16 protein-coding genes are annotated in these 15,509 nt (G+C 70.2%); 9 read left to right on the top strand and 7 right to left on the bottom strand.

Translation table 11 applies throughout. From position 1 onward, the window contains the following. Window positions 1-120 precede the first annotated feature (120 nt). The 9 genes from pflB (at window position 121) to AC3IX6_RS22590 (ending at window position 10,200) form a co-directional block, all read left to right on the top strand. Window positions 121-2,391, top strand: coding sequence for a formate C-acetyltransferase (gene pflB / locus AC3IX6_RS22550; protein ID WP_403719799.1), 2,271 nt, complete (start codon window positions 121-123; stop codon window positions 2,389-2,391). 108 nt (window positions 2,392-2,499) lie between these two features. Further along, entirely contained in the window at window positions 2,500-3,327 is an 828-nt protein-coding gene (pflA, locus tag AC3IX6_RS22555; RefSeq protein ID WP_489364026.1) for a pyruvate formate-lyase-activating protein, read from the top strand. 105 nt (window positions 3,328-3,432) lie between these two features. Beyond that, window positions 3,433-4,527 (top strand): MFS transporter, encoded by a 1,095-nt coding sequence (locus tag AC3IX6_RS22560; RefSeq protein ID WP_489364028.1) that lies wholly within the window; start codon window positions 3,433-3,435, stop codon window positions 4,525-4,527. Then, the gene (locus tag AC3IX6_RS22565) at window positions 4,524-6,854 is read left to right on the top strand and encodes a molybdopterin oxidoreductase family protein (protein ID WP_489364030.1); all 2,331 of its coding nucleotides are present in this window, start codon (window positions 4,524-4,526) and stop codon (window positions 6,852-6,854) included. The genes AC3IX6_RS22560 and AC3IX6_RS22565 overlap by 4 nt, the downstream gene beginning before the upstream one ends. A gap of 6 nt (window positions 6,855-6,860) precedes the next feature. Next, window positions 6,861-7,460: a 4Fe-4S dicluster domain-containing protein gene (locus tag AC3IX6_RS22570; RefSeq protein WP_243335392.1), complete on the top strand. Its 600-nt coding sequence runs from the start codon at window positions 6,861-6,863 to the stop codon at window positions 7,458-7,460. Then, a complete protein-coding gene (locus tag AC3IX6_RS22575) occupies window positions 7,457-8,128 on the top strand; it encodes a QcrA and Rieske domain-containing protein (protein ID WP_489364032.1) in 672 nt (223 codons plus the stop codon). The genes AC3IX6_RS22570 and AC3IX6_RS22575 overlap by 4 nt, the downstream gene beginning before the upstream one ends. Further along, the gene (locus AC3IX6_RS22580; protein WP_489364034.1) at window positions 8,125-8,493 is read left to right on the top strand and encodes a hypothetical protein; all 369 of its coding nucleotides are present in this window, start codon (window positions 8,125-8,127) and stop codon (window positions 8,491-8,493) included. Before AC3IX6_RS22575 ends, AC3IX6_RS22580 begins: the two co-directional genes overlap by 4 nt. 2 nt (window positions 8,494-8,495) lie before the next feature. Then, on the top strand, window positions 8,496-9,923 hold the full coding sequence (locus tag AC3IX6_RS22585) for a NarK family nitrate/nitrite MFS transporter (protein WP_489364036.1): 1,428 nt from the start codon (window positions 8,496-8,498) through the stop codon (window positions 9,921-9,923). 37 nt (window positions 9,924-9,960) lie between these two features. Next, the gene (locus AC3IX6_RS22590; protein ID WP_489364037.1) at window positions 9,961-10,200 is read left to right on the top strand and encodes a hypothetical protein; all 240 of its coding nucleotides are present in this window, start codon (window positions 9,961-9,963) and stop codon (window positions 10,198-10,200) included. A gap of 13 nt (window positions 10,201-10,213) precedes the next feature. Here AC3IX6_RS22590 and mscL read toward each other — a convergent pair whose 3' ends face one another. From mscL to AC3IX6_RS22625, 7 genes are all read right to left on the bottom strand, one after another. Next, window positions 10,214-10,717 (bottom strand): large conductance mechanosensitive channel protein MscL, encoded by a 504-nt coding sequence (mscL, locus tag AC3IX6_RS22595; RefSeq protein ID WP_489364039.1) that lies wholly within the window; start codon window positions 10,715-10,717, stop codon window positions 10,214-10,216. 120 nt (window positions 10,718-10,837) lie between these two features. Further along, the gene (locus AC3IX6_RS22600) at window positions 10,838-11,437 is read right to left on the bottom strand and encodes a hypothetical protein (protein ID WP_489364041.1); all 600 of its coding nucleotides are present in this window, start codon (window positions 11,435-11,437) and stop codon (window positions 10,838-10,840) included. Between the two features lie 138 nt (window positions 11,438-11,575). Beyond that, window positions 11,576-11,932: an orotidine 5'-phosphate decarboxylase / HUMPS family protein gene (locus tag AC3IX6_RS22605; protein WP_489364043.1), complete on the bottom strand. Its 357-nt coding sequence runs from the start codon at window positions 11,930-11,932 to the stop codon at window positions 11,576-11,578. Beyond that, window positions 11,920-12,660, bottom strand: a complete 741-nt coding sequence (locus tag AC3IX6_RS22610; RefSeq protein WP_489364044.1) for a carboxymuconolactone decarboxylase family protein — start codon at window positions 12,658-12,660, stop codon at window positions 11,920-11,922. Before AC3IX6_RS22610 ends, AC3IX6_RS22605 begins: the two co-directional genes overlap by 13 nt. A 106-nt stretch (window positions 12,661-12,766) precedes the next feature. Next, window positions 12,767-13,600 carry an S-methyl-5'-thioadenosine phosphorylase gene (locus tag AC3IX6_RS22615; RefSeq protein WP_489364046.1) on the bottom strand — a complete coding sequence of 278 codons (834 nt, stop codon included), beginning with the start codon at window positions 13,598-13,600 and terminating at the stop codon, window positions 12,767-12,769. An 87-nt stretch (window positions 13,601-13,687) separates the two neighbouring features. Further along, window positions 13,688-14,002 carry an FmdB family zinc ribbon protein gene (locus tag AC3IX6_RS22620; protein ID WP_388498032.1) on the bottom strand — a complete coding sequence of 105 codons (315 nt, stop codon included), beginning with the start codon at window positions 14,000-14,002 and terminating at the stop codon, window positions 13,688-13,690. A 67-nt stretch (window positions 14,003-14,069) separates the two neighbouring features. Continuing rightward, window positions 14,070-15,410 carry an MFS transporter gene (locus AC3IX6_RS22625; protein WP_489364048.1) on the bottom strand — a complete coding sequence of 447 codons (1,341 nt, stop codon included), beginning with the start codon at window positions 15,408-15,410 and terminating at the stop codon, window positions 14,070-14,072. Window positions 15,411-15,509 lie beyond the last annotated feature (99 nt).

Genomic DNA, 15,509 nt, shown 5'->3' on the forward strand with positions numbered 1-15,509 from the left:
CCTTGGGGCTGGGGATCAGGGGACTTTCGGGCCCCAGCTCGGGACCAACGCGGCGCCAAATGATCGATCAAAAGGCGTGCAATGGATACAAGCAATGAGGCGACTCGGAAGGTGCGGGCGATGACTGCCACCCCTGCGGAAACCACGAAGAACGGCGAGGCCTGGAACGGCTTCAAGGGCGGTCTGTGGCGCGACGCCATCGACGTCCGCGACTTCATCCAGCAGAACTACACGCCGTACGAGGGTGACGACACCTTCCTCGCCGGCCCCACCGAGCGCACCACCGCCGTGTGGAAGGCGATCACGGACAAGTTCCCGGAGGAGCGCGAGAAGGGCGTCTACGACGTCGCGTACGACATCCCGTCGTCGATCACCGCGCACGCCCCCGGTTACATCGACCGCGACAAGGACCTGATCGTCGGCCTCCAGACGGACGCCCCGCTCAAGCGCGCGATCATGCCCTACGGCGGCTGGCGCATGGTCGCCGGCGCCCTGGAGACCTACGGCTACCCGGTCTCCGACGACCTGGAGAAGGTCTTCACGGAGTACCGCAAGACCCACAACGCCGGTGTCTTCGACGCGTACACCCCCGACATCCGCGCCGCCCGCAAGGCCGGCATCGTGACCGGCCTGCCGGACGCGTACGGCCGCGGCCGCATCATCGGCGACTACCGCCGCGTGTCGCTCTACGGTGTCGACCGCCTCATCGCCGTGAAGAAGGAGGAGAAGGAGGAGATCAACTCCCTCCCCGCGGGCAACCGCTCGCTGGAGGAGACGATCCGCCTGCGCGAGGAGCTCTCCGAGCAGATCCGCGCCCTCGCCGAGCTCAAGGCGATGGCCGCCTCCTACGGCTACGACATCTCCGGCCCGGCCACCACCGGCCGCGAGGCCATCCAGTGGCTGTACTTCGCGTACCTGGCCGCCGTGAAGGAGCAGAACGGCGCGGCCATGTCGCTCGGCCGCACCTCCACCTTCATCGACGTCTACCTCCAGCGCGACATCGAGGCCGGCATCCTCACCGAGGAGCAGGCCCAGGAGCTGGTCGACGACTTCATCATCAAGCTCCGCATCGTCCGCTTCCTGCGCACCCCGGAGTACGACGAGCTCTTCTCCGGCGACCCCACCTGGGTCACCGAGTCGATCGCCGGCATGGGCGAGGACGGCCGTCCGCTGGTCACCAAGACCTCGTTCCGCTACCTCCACACCCTCTACAACCTCGGCCCGGCCCCCGAGCCGAACATGACCGTCTTCTGGTCGCCCCAGCTCCCGCAGGGCTTCAAGGAGTTCTGCGCCCGGGTCTCGATCGACACCTCCTCGGTGCAGTACGAGTCCGACGAGCTGATGCGCCCGCGCTTCGGCGACGACACCGCCATCGCCTGCTGCGTCTCGGCCATGCCGGTCGGCAAGCAGATGCAGTTCTTCGGCGCCCGCGTGAACCTCGCCAAGACCCTGCTCTACGCGATCAACGGCGGCCGCGACGAGAAGTCCGGCGCCCAGGTCGGCCCGTCCACCGGCGCCCTCACCTCCGAGGTGCTGGACTACGACCAGGTCATGGCCAAGTTCGACGAGCAGATGGAATGGCTCGCCGACACCTACGTCCACGCCCTGAACGTCATCCACTACATGCACGACAAGTACGCCTACGAGCGCATCGAGATGGCGCTCCACGACCGCGACGTGCGCCGCACCATGGCCTGCGGCATCGCCGGCCTCTCGGTCGCCGCCGACTCGCTGGCCGCCATCAAGTACGCCAAGGTCACCGCCGTGCGCGACGAGACCGGCCTCGCCACCGACTACACCATCGAGGGCGACTACCCGGCCTACGGCAACAACGACGACCGTGTCGACTCGATCGCCGTCTGGCTGGTCGAGGAGTTCATGAAGAAGATCCGCAAGCACCCGACGTACCGCGAGGCCGAGCACACCCAGTCGGTGCTGACCATCACCTCGAACGTGGTCTACGGCAAGAAGACCGGCAACACGCCGGACGGACGCCGCGCCGGCGAGCCGTTCTCCCCGGGCGCCAACCCGATGAACGGCCGCGACACCCACGGCTACGTCACCTCGGCGCTGTCGGTCGCGAAGCTCCCGTACGAGGACGCCGAGGACGGCATCTCGCTGACCAACACCGTCACCCCCGACGGCCTGGGCCGCACCCCCGAGGAGCGGATCAAGAACCTGGCGGGCGTCCTCGACGGCTACATGGCGGTCGACGGCTTCCACATGAACGTGAACGTGCTCAACCGCGACACGCTCATGGACGCCATGGAGCACCCGGAGAACTACCCGCAGCTCACCATCCGCGTCAGCGGATACGCGGTGAACTTCGTCCGCCTCACGCGCGCTCAGCAGCTCGACGTGCTGAACCGCACCTTCCACGGCTCTCTCTGACCCCCGAGAGACCCACGAACACGCGCGGCCCGGGGCCGGCCCTCACCCGGCCCCGGGACCGCGCGTCACCAGATCAGTCCACGGAATCTGGAAGCTGGAGCACCTGCCATGACCGTCCTCTTCGGTACGAGCCTCCCCGTCGGCCACGCCAACGCGATCAGCGTGAGCGCCGGCCAGACGCCCGCCGCCGCCGCGACCCAGCGGCCGAGCGAGGGCACGGTGCACTCCTGGGACCTGTCCACCGGGGTCGACGGCCCCGGGACCCGGTTCGTGACCTTCCTGTCCGGCTGCCCGCTGACCTGCCTGTACTGCCACAACCCCGACACCATGCGGATGCGCAACGGCAAGCGCACCTCGGCCGACGACGTCATCGCCGAGGCCCGCAAGTACACCAAGTTCATCGCCGCCTCCGGGGGCGGCGCCACCATCTCCGGCGGCGAGCCGCTGCTCCAGCCCGTCTTCGCCGGCGAGCTGCTGCACCGGATGAAGAACGACCTCGGACTGCACACCGCCCTGGACACCTCGGGCTTCCTCGGGGCCCGCGCCACCGACGCGCTGCTGCGCGACGTGGACCTGGTGCTGCTCGACATCAAGTCCTGGGACCGGGAGACGTACAAGAAGGTGACCGGCCGCCCGCTGGAGCCCACCCTCGACTTCGCCCGCCGCCTCGCCGACCTCGGCAAGGAAGTGCACCTGCGGTTCGTGCTGGTGCCGGGACTGACCGACGCGCGGGAGAACATCGAGGGCGTCGCCGCCTTCGCCGGGACCCTGGGCAACATCTCGCGGGTCGACGTCCTGCCCTTCCACAAGCTCGGCGAGAGCAAGTGGGAGGCGCTCGACATGAAGTTCACCCTCCACGACACGCCGTCGCCGACCGCAGGACAGGTGGCAGAGGCGAAGGCGATCTTCGCCGCGCAGGGACTGAACGCGGTCTGAGGGGCGGGGGCCCGCGCGCGGGCCCGTCCGAGCCATCACCCGAACGGCGTACTCGTAAGCTCCGCATAACGGGCTGAATCGGTACAGACCACCTAGCGTGGTGCTGTGTCCGAGCCCTCAGATGTCATCGACGCCGCGCCGCCCCCACCGGCGCCCGAGACCCCGCCGCCGGCCGGGCGGTCCGTCACCGCACGGGCCACCCTGGCCGGCACCGTCGTCTCGCTCCTGCTCATCGTCGCGATCGTGCTCGGCAGCAGGCTGCTGCGGGACTTCGACTCGGCCCTGCTGCCCTACGCCGTCGCCACCGTCTTCCTGGCCTTCGGCGTGGCCTACCGGTACACCGTGTGGGTCTCGGCCCCCGGCGCGCGGCGCCTCTTCAAAAAGGGCATCGGCAGCTTCTGGTCGGTGGACAACTTCCGCAAGGCACCCACCGCCCTGCCGAAGATGATCGCCACCTACCTCGGCTTCCAGAAGTTCCTCGGCGCCCGCTCGCGCCCCCGCTGGATCGCCCACCAGCTGATGTTCTGGGGCTGCCTCCTCGCCGCGGCGATCACCTTCCCGCTGACCTGGGGCTGGTTCACCTTCACCTCGGAGAGCGGCGCGGGCCCCGGCTACGACATGCGGGTCTGGGGCTTCAAGGTCCTCGGCTTCGACGCGCTCAGCGTCCTGGGCTGGCTGATGTTCCACGGCCTGGACATCGCCGCCGTCCTCGTCATCCCCGGGGCCTCGTACTTCCTGTACCGGCGGATGAAGGACCGCGGCGCGATGACCGGCCAGCGCTTCGCCTACGACCTGCTGCCGCTGATCTGCCTGATCGTCATCTCCGTGACCGGTCTGCTGCTGACCTTCTCCTCGATCTTCCTGCACGGCGGCGGATACGAGTTCCTCGCGATCCTGCACATGGTGTCGGTGGTGTTCACCCTCATCTACATCCCGTTCGGGAAGTTCTTCCACATCGTCCAGCGCCCGGCCGCCGTCGGCATGCAGCTCTTCAAGTACACGGCCCGCCAGGACGAGCAGGTCTTCCTCTGCAAACGCTGCGAGGAGCCCATCGACACCACCCCGTACGTGGAGAACCTGCGCGGCACCATGCAGGACCTCAACCTCGACTTCAACGCCTTCGTCGAATACTGCCCGCGCTGCAAGCGGGTCCTGCGCGGCAACGCCTACCTGACCCACGTCAAGAAGGGCTTCAAGTGACCGCGACCGACCCCGCCAAGGCCGCGTCCCGGCCCGTACGCGTCTCCATCGACCCCTCCATCGCACCGCCCGGCACCCGCAACTTCCGCGACGCCGGAGGCATCCCCGCCGACCAATGGCACGCCGACCAGAACGGCGAGACCCTGGTCCCCACCCACTGCTGCTTCTGCGGGGTGCAGTGCGGGATGTACCTGCGCGTGGACAAGGGCGGCAAGGTCTTCGGCGTGGAACCCCGCAACCACGACATCAACCGGATGCGGCTGTGCCCCAAGGGCATCAACGCCTACCAGCAGGTCAACCACCCCGACCGGCTGACCGCCCCGCTGATGCGGCGCTCCCGGGACGAGGAGTTCAAGGAGTGCTCCTGGGACGAGGCCCTGGACTTCACCGTCTCCGAGATCCGCCGCATCCAGGAAGCCCACGGCAACGACGCCTTCGGGCTGCTCGGCGGAGCCAGCCTGTTCTCCGAGAAGACCTACCTGGTCGGCAAGTTCGCCCGGGTCGCCCTGAAGTCCAAGCACGTCGACTACAACGGCCGCCTGTGCATGGTCAGCGCCGCCGGAGCCAACAAGCTCGCCTTCGGCATCGACCGGGCCGGCAACCCCTTCTCCGACATCCTCCTCACGGACTGCCTGCTCATCGCCGGGTCGAACGTGGGGGAGTGCTTCCCCGTGATGACCCAGTACCTGTGGGGCGCGCGGGACCGCGGCGCCTCGCTGATCGTGGTCGACCCGCGCGAGACGGCCGTCGCCCGCACCGCCGACATCCACGTCGCGCTCAAGCCCGGCACCGACTCGGCCTTCTTCAGTGCCGTACTGAACGTGGTCATCGCCGAAGGCCTCACCGACGAGGCCTACATCGCCGCGCACACCACCGGCTGGGAAGAGGTCAAGAAGACCGTCGCCGAGTACCCGCCGGCCCGCTCCGCGGAGATCTGCGGTGTACCGGCCTCGCAGATCGTCCAGGTGGCACGCGTCTTCGCCGGCGCGGACAAGGCCATGGCCTGGCACGCCCGCGGCATCGAGCACCACTCCCAGGGCGTCGAGAACTGCCTGTCCGTCATCAACCTGTGCGTGGCCACCGGCCACATCGGCAAGCCCGGCGCCGGCTACGGCACCATCACCGGCCAGGGCAACGGACAGGGCGGCCGCGAGCACGGCCAGAAGTCCGACATGCTGCCCGGCGGCCGTTCCATCACCAACCCGGAGCACCGCAAGCAGATCTGCCAGATCTGGGGCATCGAGGAGTCCGAACTCCCCACCGCCGGCACCTCCATGATGGAGATGGTCTGGCAGATGCAGCGAAAGGAGATCCGCGGCCTCATCGGCATCTGCAACAACCCCTTCGTCTCCCTCCCCAACTACGCGGTGGTCAAGGACGGCTACGACACCGCCGAGTTCCACGCCCAGTTCGACTTCTTCCTCTCCGAGACCGCGGCCAACGCCCATGTGGTCTTCCCCGTCACCACCTGGGCCGAGGACGAGGGCGTGATGGCCAACGCGGAAGCCCGCGTGGTCAAGCACAACAAGGCCCAGGAGCCCCCCGCCGGAGTGCGCACCGACACCTGGGTCATCTGCGAGCTCGCCCGACGGCTCGGCGCCGGGAAGCACTTCGACTTCCCCGGCTCCCGAGAGGTGTTCGAGGAGCTGCGCGTCGCCTCCGCCGGCACGGTCAACGACTACTACGGCATCACCTACGACCGCCTCGACGAGACCGGCGGGATCGCCTGGCCCTGCCCCTCCACCGAGCACCCGGGCACCCCCCGGCTGTTCGAGGACGGCCGGACCTACCACCCCGACGGAAAGATCCACATGCAGGTCGTGGAATGGCATCCGCCCATGGACGCCTACACCGAGGAGTACCCCCTCTCCCTCACCACCGGCCGCACCGTCGCGCACTTCCTGTCCGGCAACCAGACCCGCCGGCTCGGCGCCCTCGTCGAGCAGACCCCCCGCCCCTGGGTGGAGGTCCACCCCTCGCACGGCTTCCGCAACGGCGAACCGGTACGGGTGGTCACCCGGCGCGGCAGCGAGGTGTTCCCGGCCCTGGTCACCGAGGCGATCCGCCCCGACACCGTCTTCATCCCGTACCACTGGCCCGTTCCGACGTCCGCGAACGCCCTGACCATCGACGCCCTCGACCCCCGTTCGAAGATCCCCGAGTACAAGGTCTGCGCCGCCCGGATCGAGGCCGCCGAGCGGGTCGACGAGGTGCCCGCCCCGCCCACCCCACCGGGTCGTGAGGCCTATCCGGAGACCCAGGTCTCCCGCACCGACCCCCTGCCCCCCACGGCCCCGCAGGGCCGTGGCACGGCGGAGAGGAGCTGACCCGCCATGATGGGCCGCACGATCTTCATCGACCCGGGTCGCTGCATCGGCTGCCAGGCGTGCGTCTCGGCTTGCCGTGAGTGCGATTCGCACCGCGGCAAGTCGATGATCCACCTGGACTACACCGAACCCGGCATGTCCGTGGCCTCCCTCCCGAGCGTCTGCATGCACTGCGAGGACCCGGTCGCACCCTGCGCCGAGGTCTGTCCCGCCGACGCGATCCTGGTGACCGCCGACGGGGTGGTCCAGCAGGCCGACACCACCCGCTGCATCGGCTGCTCCAACTGCGTCAACGCCTGCCCCTTCGGCATCCCGAAGATCGACCTCCAGGCGAAGCTGCAGATGAAGTGCAACCTCTGCTACGACCGCACCGCCTACGGCCTCGCCCCGATGTGCGCGACCGTCTGCCCGACCGGAGCCCTCTTCTACGGAACCCTCGAAGAGCTCCAGGCGGAGCGCCCCGGCGTCCAGGTGGCCGACTCCTTCGTCTTCGGTGACGTCGTCGTCCAGACCGGCGTGGCCATGGTCGTCCCCGCCGACAAGGTCCAGTGGCCCGTCCCCGGCGGCCTGCCCGTCGTCGAGATCAACGGAAGGGATGTCCGATGAGCGTCACCGAGCAGCCCCCTCCACACCCGGGCCCGGCCCCCGACGGCGGAGCTGCCGCCGATGCCGCGATCGAGCAGCTGCGCGACCGGATCAGCGCGGATTCCCTCACCACCCGCCGGGACTACCTGCGGATCGTCGCCACCGTCTCCGGAGGCCTGGCCATCGGCGGTGTCGGTGTCGCCGCGGGCATCCTGCACCGGCACGGCGACAACGAGGGCCTGCCCGACCCGAAGAAGGTCGCCGACCGGCTGGCCCCCGGCCAGTCCGTGGCCTTCCGGTTCCCCGGCGAGGACGACCGGGCCCTGGCCGTGCGGCTCGGGGACGGCTCCCTCGTGGGCTACTCCGCTGTCTGTACGCACCTGGCCTGCGGCGTGCTGTGGCGCAAGGACCGCGGCCCCGACGGGGAGCTGTACTGCCCCTGCCACGAGGGTGTCTTCGACGCCCGCACCGGCGAGGTGACGGCCGGTCCGCCGCCGCGCCCGCTGCCGAGGATCTACCTGACCGAGCAGGCCGACGGCAGCGTCTGGGCCGTCGCCACCGCCCGGTCGGGCGAGCCGGCCAAGGACGCGCTCTGCCGGCAGTTCGGCGACTCCCACCCGGTGGAGTCCGCCCGCCTGGGCTGCCCCGGCTCGGCCCGTGCGGGCAGCACCGAGAGGAGGCCCACATGAGCGAGACACCGCTGCCGCCCCGCCCGGAGTACCACCCGGGCAGTGCCCAGCCACGACTCAACCGCCCGGTGCGGGAGAGGTACCCGCAGATCCGCTCCACCAGCGGGTACGGGGACCCCCGGATCCGGCACACGGGCCCGGGCCCGGGAGCCGGCACCGAGCAGGAGCCCGAGCGCTCCTCACGGCTCAACGCGCGCCTCGTCCTGGCCCTCACGGTCGTGATCGGCCAGCTCTGGGCGCTCACCGTGACCGTCAACGAGTGGATGAAGGGAAACACCGGCACGGCCTGGTGGGGAGCGGGATTCCTGATCCTGTCCTTCCTCGTCGTGATCGGACTGTGGCTCCTCGACCCGAAGGACCGATGACCATGTCGATGCCCCCGCCGACCTCGTCGGCACCCCGCAGCCACCGCGCCGAGAGCTACAAGCCCGGGGCCACCATCGCCGACTGGCGGCCGGAGGACGAGGGCTTCTGGCAGTCCAAGGGCCACCGGGTCGCCCAGCGCAACCTCTGGGTCTCGATCCCGGCCCTGATGCTGGGCTTCGTGGTCTGGCAGGTCTGGTCGGTGACCGTGGTCAGGCTGAACGACGTCGGCTTCGGATTCTCGAAGTCGCAGCTGTTCTGGCTGACCGCCATCCCCGGCATCACCGGCGGCACCTTCCGGATCCTCTACACCTTCATCGGGCCGATGTTCGGCGAGCGGAAGTTCACCGCCTTCAGCACGATCATCCTGATCGCACCGATGCTGTGGCTGGGCTTCGCGCTCCAGGACACCGGTACGCCGTACTGGGAGCTGGCCCTGATCGCGGCCGTGTGCGGCATCGGCGGCGCGAACTTCGCCTCCTCGATGGCGAACATCGGCTTCTTCTTCCCCAAGCGGGAGAAGGGCAGCGCCAACGGCCTCAACGGAGGCCTCGGCAACCTCGGCGTGAGCGTGGTCCAGCTGGTCGCCCCGCTGGTGGTCACCGCGGCCGTCCTGGGCGCCCCGGCGGGCGGCCCGCAGCACGACGCGAAGAAGAACACCGACGTCTGGCTGCAGAACGGCGCCTTCCTCTGGGTGCCGCTGCTGGTCATCATGGCGCTGGCCGCCTGGTTCCTGATGAACGACCTGAAGGTGGCCGCGGCTCCCTTCAGCCAGCAGAAGATCATCTTCAAGCGCAAGCACAACTGGCTGATGACCTGGCTCTACGTCGGCACCTTCGGCTCCTTCATCGGCTTTGCGGCCGCCCTGCCGCTGCTGATCAAGAACAACTTCGAGGGGCAGGGCTACCAGGCCACCACCTACGCCTGGATCGGCCCGTTCATCGGGGCGCTCACGCGCTGGGGCGGCGGCTGGCTCTCGGACAAGATCGGCGGAGCCAGGGTCACCATCCTGTCCTTCATCGGCATGGCGGCGGCCCTCGTCGTGGTGATCTACGCCCTTCCGTCCGGTGGCCAGGAGGGCGACTTCTGGCCCTTCTACATCGGCTTCCTGGTGGCCTTCGCCTTCTCCGGCCTGGGCAACGGATCGACCTTCCGTCAGATCCCGGTGATCTTCCGGGACCATCACATGAAGCAGGCCGAGGGCAAGGGCCCCGAGGCGCAGGCCGCGGCGCTCAAGCAGTCGGAGATGGAGTCGGGCGCCGTCACCGGCTTCTCCTCGGCCATCGCGGCCTACGGCTTCTTCTTCATCCCCGCGATGTTCGCGGCCATGGCCGTCACCAACGCGCTATGGATCTTCATCGGCTTCTATGCCACGTGCCTGGTGGTGTGCTGGTGGTTCTACGCCCGCAAGGGCGCCGAGGCTCCCAGCTGAGCGGGGCCGGCGGCGGGGGCGGCCGTACCCTGGAGGCATGAGCGACACCCCCGCCACCGACCCGCAGGACCCGAAGTCCCAGCCGGAGCCCCAGCCGGAGCCCCAGCCGGGCCCCCAGGCGAAGTCCCGGCCGAAGCCGCGGCTGGACTTCGGCGATCCGCTGGACCAGCAGTCCTCGGACGACACCGACCGGGGCTGGGGCGAGCGGCCGCCCGCCGGCGGAAGCGCGGCCGATCTGGCCCGCTTCCTCGACGAGAAGCCTCCGCACCACGTCTGACCGCGGGACCCGCCTAGAGCCGGGGGCTCGGAGCGTCGGAGTGGACGTTCCCGCCACCCGCGCCGCGCTGGGCGATCAGCTCGTCGCGGATCTCCTTGAGGACCACCAGCTCGGTGATCTCCATGGTCTCCTGGACGCCTTCCTTCGCCTTGCGGCGCTGCTCCTGCCGGGCGAGGTACTTCGACATCGGCAGCACCATGAGGAAGTACACGACCGCGGCGGTGATCAGGAAGGTCAGGGCGGCGTTGAGCACCGAGCCCCAGAGGAGCTCCACGCCCGTCGGCTTGCCGTCCGCGCCGATCCCGCAGGGGTCCTTGATACAGGTCTTGTACGCGTCCAGACTCTGCGTGCCGACGAGGCCGATCACCGGGCTGATCAGGCCCTTCACGACAGAGTTCACGATGTTCGTGAACGCGGCGCCGATGACCACGGCCACCGCCAGGTCGACCACGTTGCCGCGCATCAGGAAGGCCTTGAAGCCTTCCAGCACGCTCACCTTCTTCTTCTCGCTCACCACTGAGCCTTTCTTCGTATCTGCCGAACATGGAGCCAACGGTTCCGAAAGCTACGGCAGTTTGGGTCGGTGGTGTCCAATCGACCCTCCCCCCACGGTGACTTGACCGCACGTTCGTACGATTCAACACAAGGTCACCGCCAGCCGGGACACGGTCCCCGCCCCCACGAGAGCCCGCGCGGTGTCCCGCGGAACGGAGAGCACCACCAGCGCCCCGCCGTCCCCAACGCCCTCCTCCGGGGCGGGTACTTCGGCGACCCGGGCTCCCGCGGCCATCACCCGGGGCGGCCCGCCGCGCTCCGCCGCGACCACGTCCACCCGGTCCCCGGGCCGCAGCAGCCGTACCGTCGCCGCGTCCGCGATGCGCACCGGCGCCGACACCAGCCGCACCGCCGCCGGAGGGGGCTGCGCCGCGGGCGGCGCGGAGCCCCGCGAGGCCCGCGCCTCGGTGCCGCCCACCGCCAGCACGGCCGCCACGACGGCCAGCCCGGCCGCGGCCCCGCGCCTCCGGCGCCGCAGCGCCCTGCGCAGCCGGTCCCCGGCCCGCCCCACGCGCAGCGGGGCGAAGAGGGGAACGGAGCGCGCCGGGGGACACGTGGCGGAAGAGGGATGACGGGGGACGGGGGAAGGGCGCACCGGGGTGTGGGCGTGGGCCTGTGCCTGTGCCTGTGCCTGGAAGCGGGGCGAGGAGGAGGAGGAAGGGACACGGGAGTTCGCGGTCATGACGGCCACCACCTGACGGAGTGAGTCCGGAGTCCGGACCCAGCGCCCGGACAGCCCCCACGATCCGCCGCCCCGCCGGATCCCGCTCGACCCTGTGGAGGATCCACAGCTTGTGGATATCCCGGTCACCCGCAGGAGTTACCGCCCCACGGTGATCCGCCGTAGCGCCGCCACCGGATCCGCGGCCCGCGTCACCGACCGCCCCACCACGACGTGGGAGGCCCCGGCCGCGAAGGCGGCCCACGGGGTATCGGCGCGGGCGTGCCCGCCGGTCTCCCCGCCCGGCAGCGTCACCCCCGGCGTGACGATCAGCCGGTCCGGCCCCAGCAGCTTCCGCAGCGGCCCGGCCTCCCGAGGCGATCCGATGACCCCGTCGCATCCCGCCTCCGCCGCCAGCCGGGCCAGCCACAGCACCTGCTCTTCGGGGCCCGCGGCGATGCCGATGTCGGCGAGGTCGCTCCCGGTCATGCTCGTGACCACCGTCAGCACGAGCACGAGCACGAGCTCCGGTCCGGCGGCCGTGAGGAGTTCCAGTCCGACCTTGTACGCACCGCACGCGCCGCCGAGTCGCCGAGCCGCCGGACGAGTTCATCGGCGGCTCGCCGGTCGCCGAAGTCGAGGGCGACGATCACCTGTCTGCTGTCCACGGCCCCCATGATCCAGGTCAGCGCTTGGCGGGGGAGCTCGCAGGACTCCTTGAAACCCTGGCTGGTCAGGCCGAAGGCGCTGTTGACGCGCGAGCGCATGTTCTCCAGCGCGACCATGGCGGTGAGTTCGACGAAGGCGGCCTCGCCGAGGCGCGCGATCAGGTCGGCGGCGAGTTCGTCCGTGACGGCCGGCTCGGTCTCGGTCATGGCCTCGGCGTACTCCATGACGAGCAGTTCCAGCTCCGTGAACACCTCCCGGGCCGCACGCCACATCGGCACCTTCTCGGCCTTCTCCGGGGCGATCCCCTTCGCCTGGCCCTCCCAGTAGCCGAAGTCCATGCACCACGAGCAGTTCATGCGGGCGGCGGCGGCCATCACCGCGAGGTGCTTCAGGCCGCCGTCGAGGGCGTTCCACTTCGCCGCCTGCTGTTCGAGGCGTACGTAGGTGAACAGCACGCGCGCGTTGTGCCCGTAGGCCAGGCCGGGTTCGAGGACCTGGCCGTAGGCGCGGCGCGAGTACCAGGCGCCGAAGCGGTTGAGGAGGGTGCGGGGCGGGGTGAGCGAGATGCGTGCCATGGCGGTTGCCTCCTGGGGCCGGGTCCGGCCGGGCGTTCTTCGCCCGGCCTTCACCCACTGAGACCGGACAGCCCCGGGAAACGTGACACCGCCCCGGAAACTTTTCCTACGGCAGCTCGATGCCGAGGTCCCAGCCGTCGTGGGCGTGGGTGCACAGGCAGGCGCGGGATTCCGTCGGGGGCAGGGCGGCCACCGCGTCGAAGAGGACCTCGCGCAGCCGGCCGACGTTCTCGCCGAAGACCTTGAGGACCTCCGTGTGGGAGACCCCCTCGCCCGTCTCCGCGCCCGCGTCCAGGTCCGTGACCAGCGCCATCGAGGTGTAGCAGAGCCCCAGCTCGCGCGCGAGGACCGCCTCGGGGTGGCCCGTCATGCCGACCACCGACCAGCCGGCCGCGGCGTGCCAGCGGGACTCGGCGCGCGTGGAGAAGCGCGGCCCCTCGATGACGACCATGGTGCCGCCGTCCACGGGCTCCCACGCGCGTCCGCGCGCCGCCGCCAGCGCCACCGAGCGGCCCACCGGGCAGTACGGGTCGGCGAAGGTGGTGTGCACGACGTTGGGGACGGAGCCGTCCGGGAGCGGCTCCCCGTCGAAGAAGGTCTGGGCGCGGGACTTCGTACGGTCGACCAGCTGGTCGGGGACGAGCAGGGTGCCCGGGCCGTACTCGGGGCGCAGGCCGCCGACCGCGCAGGGGCCCAGCACCTGGCGCACGCCCACGGAACGCAGCGCCCACAGGTTGGCCCGGTAGTTGATCTTGTGCGGGGGGACGGTGTGGCTGCGGCCGTGCCGGGGCAGGAAGGCCACGGTCCGGCCGGCGAGCTCGCCGAGGTAGAGGGAGTCGCTGGGGGGCCCGTAAGGCGTCTCCACCTGGATCTCGGAGACGTCCTCCAGGAAGGAGTAGAAGCCCGATCCGCCGATGACACCGATCTCTGCATTCGCCATGCGGCCCACCCTAACGGGGCATGCCGAAGGCCCCGCGGTCCGTGGGGACGGGCGGGGCCTGGGGCGAAGCGTGAAGCGTCGGGCGGGTCAGGCGGCCGAGGTGCTCGACGAAGACGAGGAGGTCGACGAAGAGGAGGAGGACGCCGAGGTGCTCGACGACGACGCGGCCGGGGTGGCGGCCGGAGTCGACGCGGGCTTCGAGGCAGGGGTGCTGCTCGACGAAGCGCCGCGGCTGTCGTTCCGGTAGAAACCGGATCCCTTGAACACGATGCCGACCGCGGAGAACACCTTCTTCAGGCGTCCGTCACAGCTCGGGCACACGGTCAGCGCGTCATCGGTGAACTTCTGCACGGCCTCAAGGCCCTCACCGCACTCGGTGCACTGGTACTGGTAGGTCGGCACGAATTTCCTCCTGGCACTCTGGCTCAATGAGTGCTAACGACGCTTCATGGTGACGTATTCCGGCGGATCAGTCCACCGTCACCGGGACTCGGTGACCCATCCCACGCTCGTTCACCTTCGTGGACGGTGCGGCGGGCGCGGCCTGTGCGGCCGGCTTGGACGAGCTGACGATCCGGCTCGGGGCCTTCGGGGCCAGCTTCGCACGCAGTGCCAGCAGGATGGCCAGGGCCAGCACGGTGGCCACCATCGGCACGAGGAACCCGTACGAGGACCCGTGCGCGTCCGTCAGACGGCCGGCCAGGGTCACGGCGCCGGCCTGCCCGAAGGCGACGCCACCGGTGAGCCAGGTGAAGGCCTCGGTCCGCGAGGTGGCCGGGACCAGCTGCTCGATCATGGTGTAGCCGGTGATCAGCGCGGGGGCGATGCACAGACCGACGACCAGGCCGAGCGCGCCGAGCAGGATCATCGAGTTCGCGGCCCACAGGACCGAGGCGGCCGCGGTGAGGCCGATGTAGCCGAGGAGCAGGCGGCGGCGCGGGCCGATCTTCCAGGCGATCGCACCGCAGGCGATGCCGGCGATCATGTTGCCCGCGGCGAAGACGCCGTAGAGCAGACCGTTGGCGCCCGGGTTGCCGATCTCCTCGGAGAAGGCGGCGAGCGAGACCTGCATGCCGCCGAAGACGGCGCCGATGCCGATGAAGGCGACGATCAGGACGCGCAGGCCGTGGAACGACAGGGCCGGGGCGTGCTTCTCACCGTGTGCCGGGCGGGCGACGGGCTTGGGCTGCGTGGCGCGCTGGGCGGCGAAGAGCAGGCCGCCGATCAGGGTGAGCGCGGCCTCGGTGACCAGACCGGCCGCCGGGTTGATGCCGGTGCACAGCGCGGTGGCGAGCACCGGGCCGACGACGAAGGTGAACTCGTCGGTGACGGACTCGAACGCGGCGGCCGTCGGCAGCAGCGGGGAGCCCTCGAGCTTGGCCGCCCAGCGGGACCGGACCATGGGTCCGACCTGCGGGACGGATGCACCGGCGGGGACGGCCGCCAGTGCGAGCGCCCAGACGGGCGCACCCAGCAGCGCGAACGCCACCAGGGAGCTGACGGCGGTGGCGTGTACGAGGGCCACCGGGACCAGAACGGCGCTCTGGCCGTGGCGGTCGATGAGCTTGCCCATGACCGGGGCGAACACGGCCATGGAGATACCGGTGAAGGCGGCGACGATGCCGGCGCTTCCGTAGGAACCGGTGGTGTGCTGGACCAGCAGCAGGATGCTGATCGTCAGCATGCCGAAGGGGAGTCGCGCGGCGAATCCCGGGAGAACGAAGCCGAGGGCGCCGGGCGTGCGCAGGAGCTGCCCGTAGCCGGGTCGGGTGGACGTGGCGGACTTGTCGGTCGTGACCGCGGATGTCACGGCCTGGCCTTTCCGCTGCCTGGTAGAACTCCCCGTCTGCGGACGATGCGCCGCCTTGTGAGCGATCGCACCCGTACATGTGGGAGCCCCGAGAGCTGT

Source organism: Streptomyces sp. GL_141 (genome assembly GCF_057834385.1).

What these genes read in the sequence shown, in the direction of transcription:
- AC3IX6_RS22585 (WP_489364036.1), top strand. Translation starts at nt 8,496, where the DNA reads ATGTCGATGCCCCCGCCGACCTCGTCGGCACCCCGCAGCCACCGCGCC.
- AC3IX6_RS22610 (WP_489364044.1), bottom strand. Translation starts at nt 12,660, where the DNA reads ATGGCACGCATCTCGCTCACCCCGCCCCGCACCCTCCTCAACCGCTTC.
- AC3IX6_RS22575 (WP_489364032.1), top strand. Translation starts at nt 7,457, where the DNA reads ATGAGCGTCACCGAGCAGCCCCCTCCACACCCGGGCCCGGCCCCCGAC.
- pflA (WP_489364026.1), top strand. Translation starts at nt 2,500, where the DNA reads ATGACCGTCCTCTTCGGTACGAGCCTCCCCGTCGGCCACGCCAACGCG.
- AC3IX6_RS22570 (WP_243335392.1), top strand. Translation starts at nt 6,861, where the DNA reads ATGATGGGCCGCACGATCTTCATCGACCCGGGTCGCTGCATCGGCTGC.
- pflB (WP_403719799.1), top strand. Translation starts at nt 121, where the DNA reads ATGACTGCCACCCCTGCGGAAACCACGAAGAACGGCGAGGCCTGGAAC.
- AC3IX6_RS22600 (WP_489364041.1), bottom strand. Translation starts at nt 11,437, where the DNA reads ATGACCGCGAACTCCCGTGTCCCTTCCTCCTCCTCCTCGCCCCGCTTC.
- AC3IX6_RS22615 (WP_489364046.1), bottom strand. Translation starts at nt 13,600, where the DNA reads ATGGCGAATGCAGAGATCGGTGTCATCGGCGGATCGGGCTTCTACTCC.
- AC3IX6_RS22580 (WP_489364034.1), top strand. Translation starts at nt 8,125, where the DNA reads ATGAGCGAGACACCGCTGCCGCCCCGCCCGGAGTACCACCCGGGCAGT.
- AC3IX6_RS22590 (WP_489364037.1), top strand. Translation starts at nt 9,961, where the DNA reads ATGAGCGACACCCCCGCCACCGACCCGCAGGACCCGAAGTCCCAGCCG.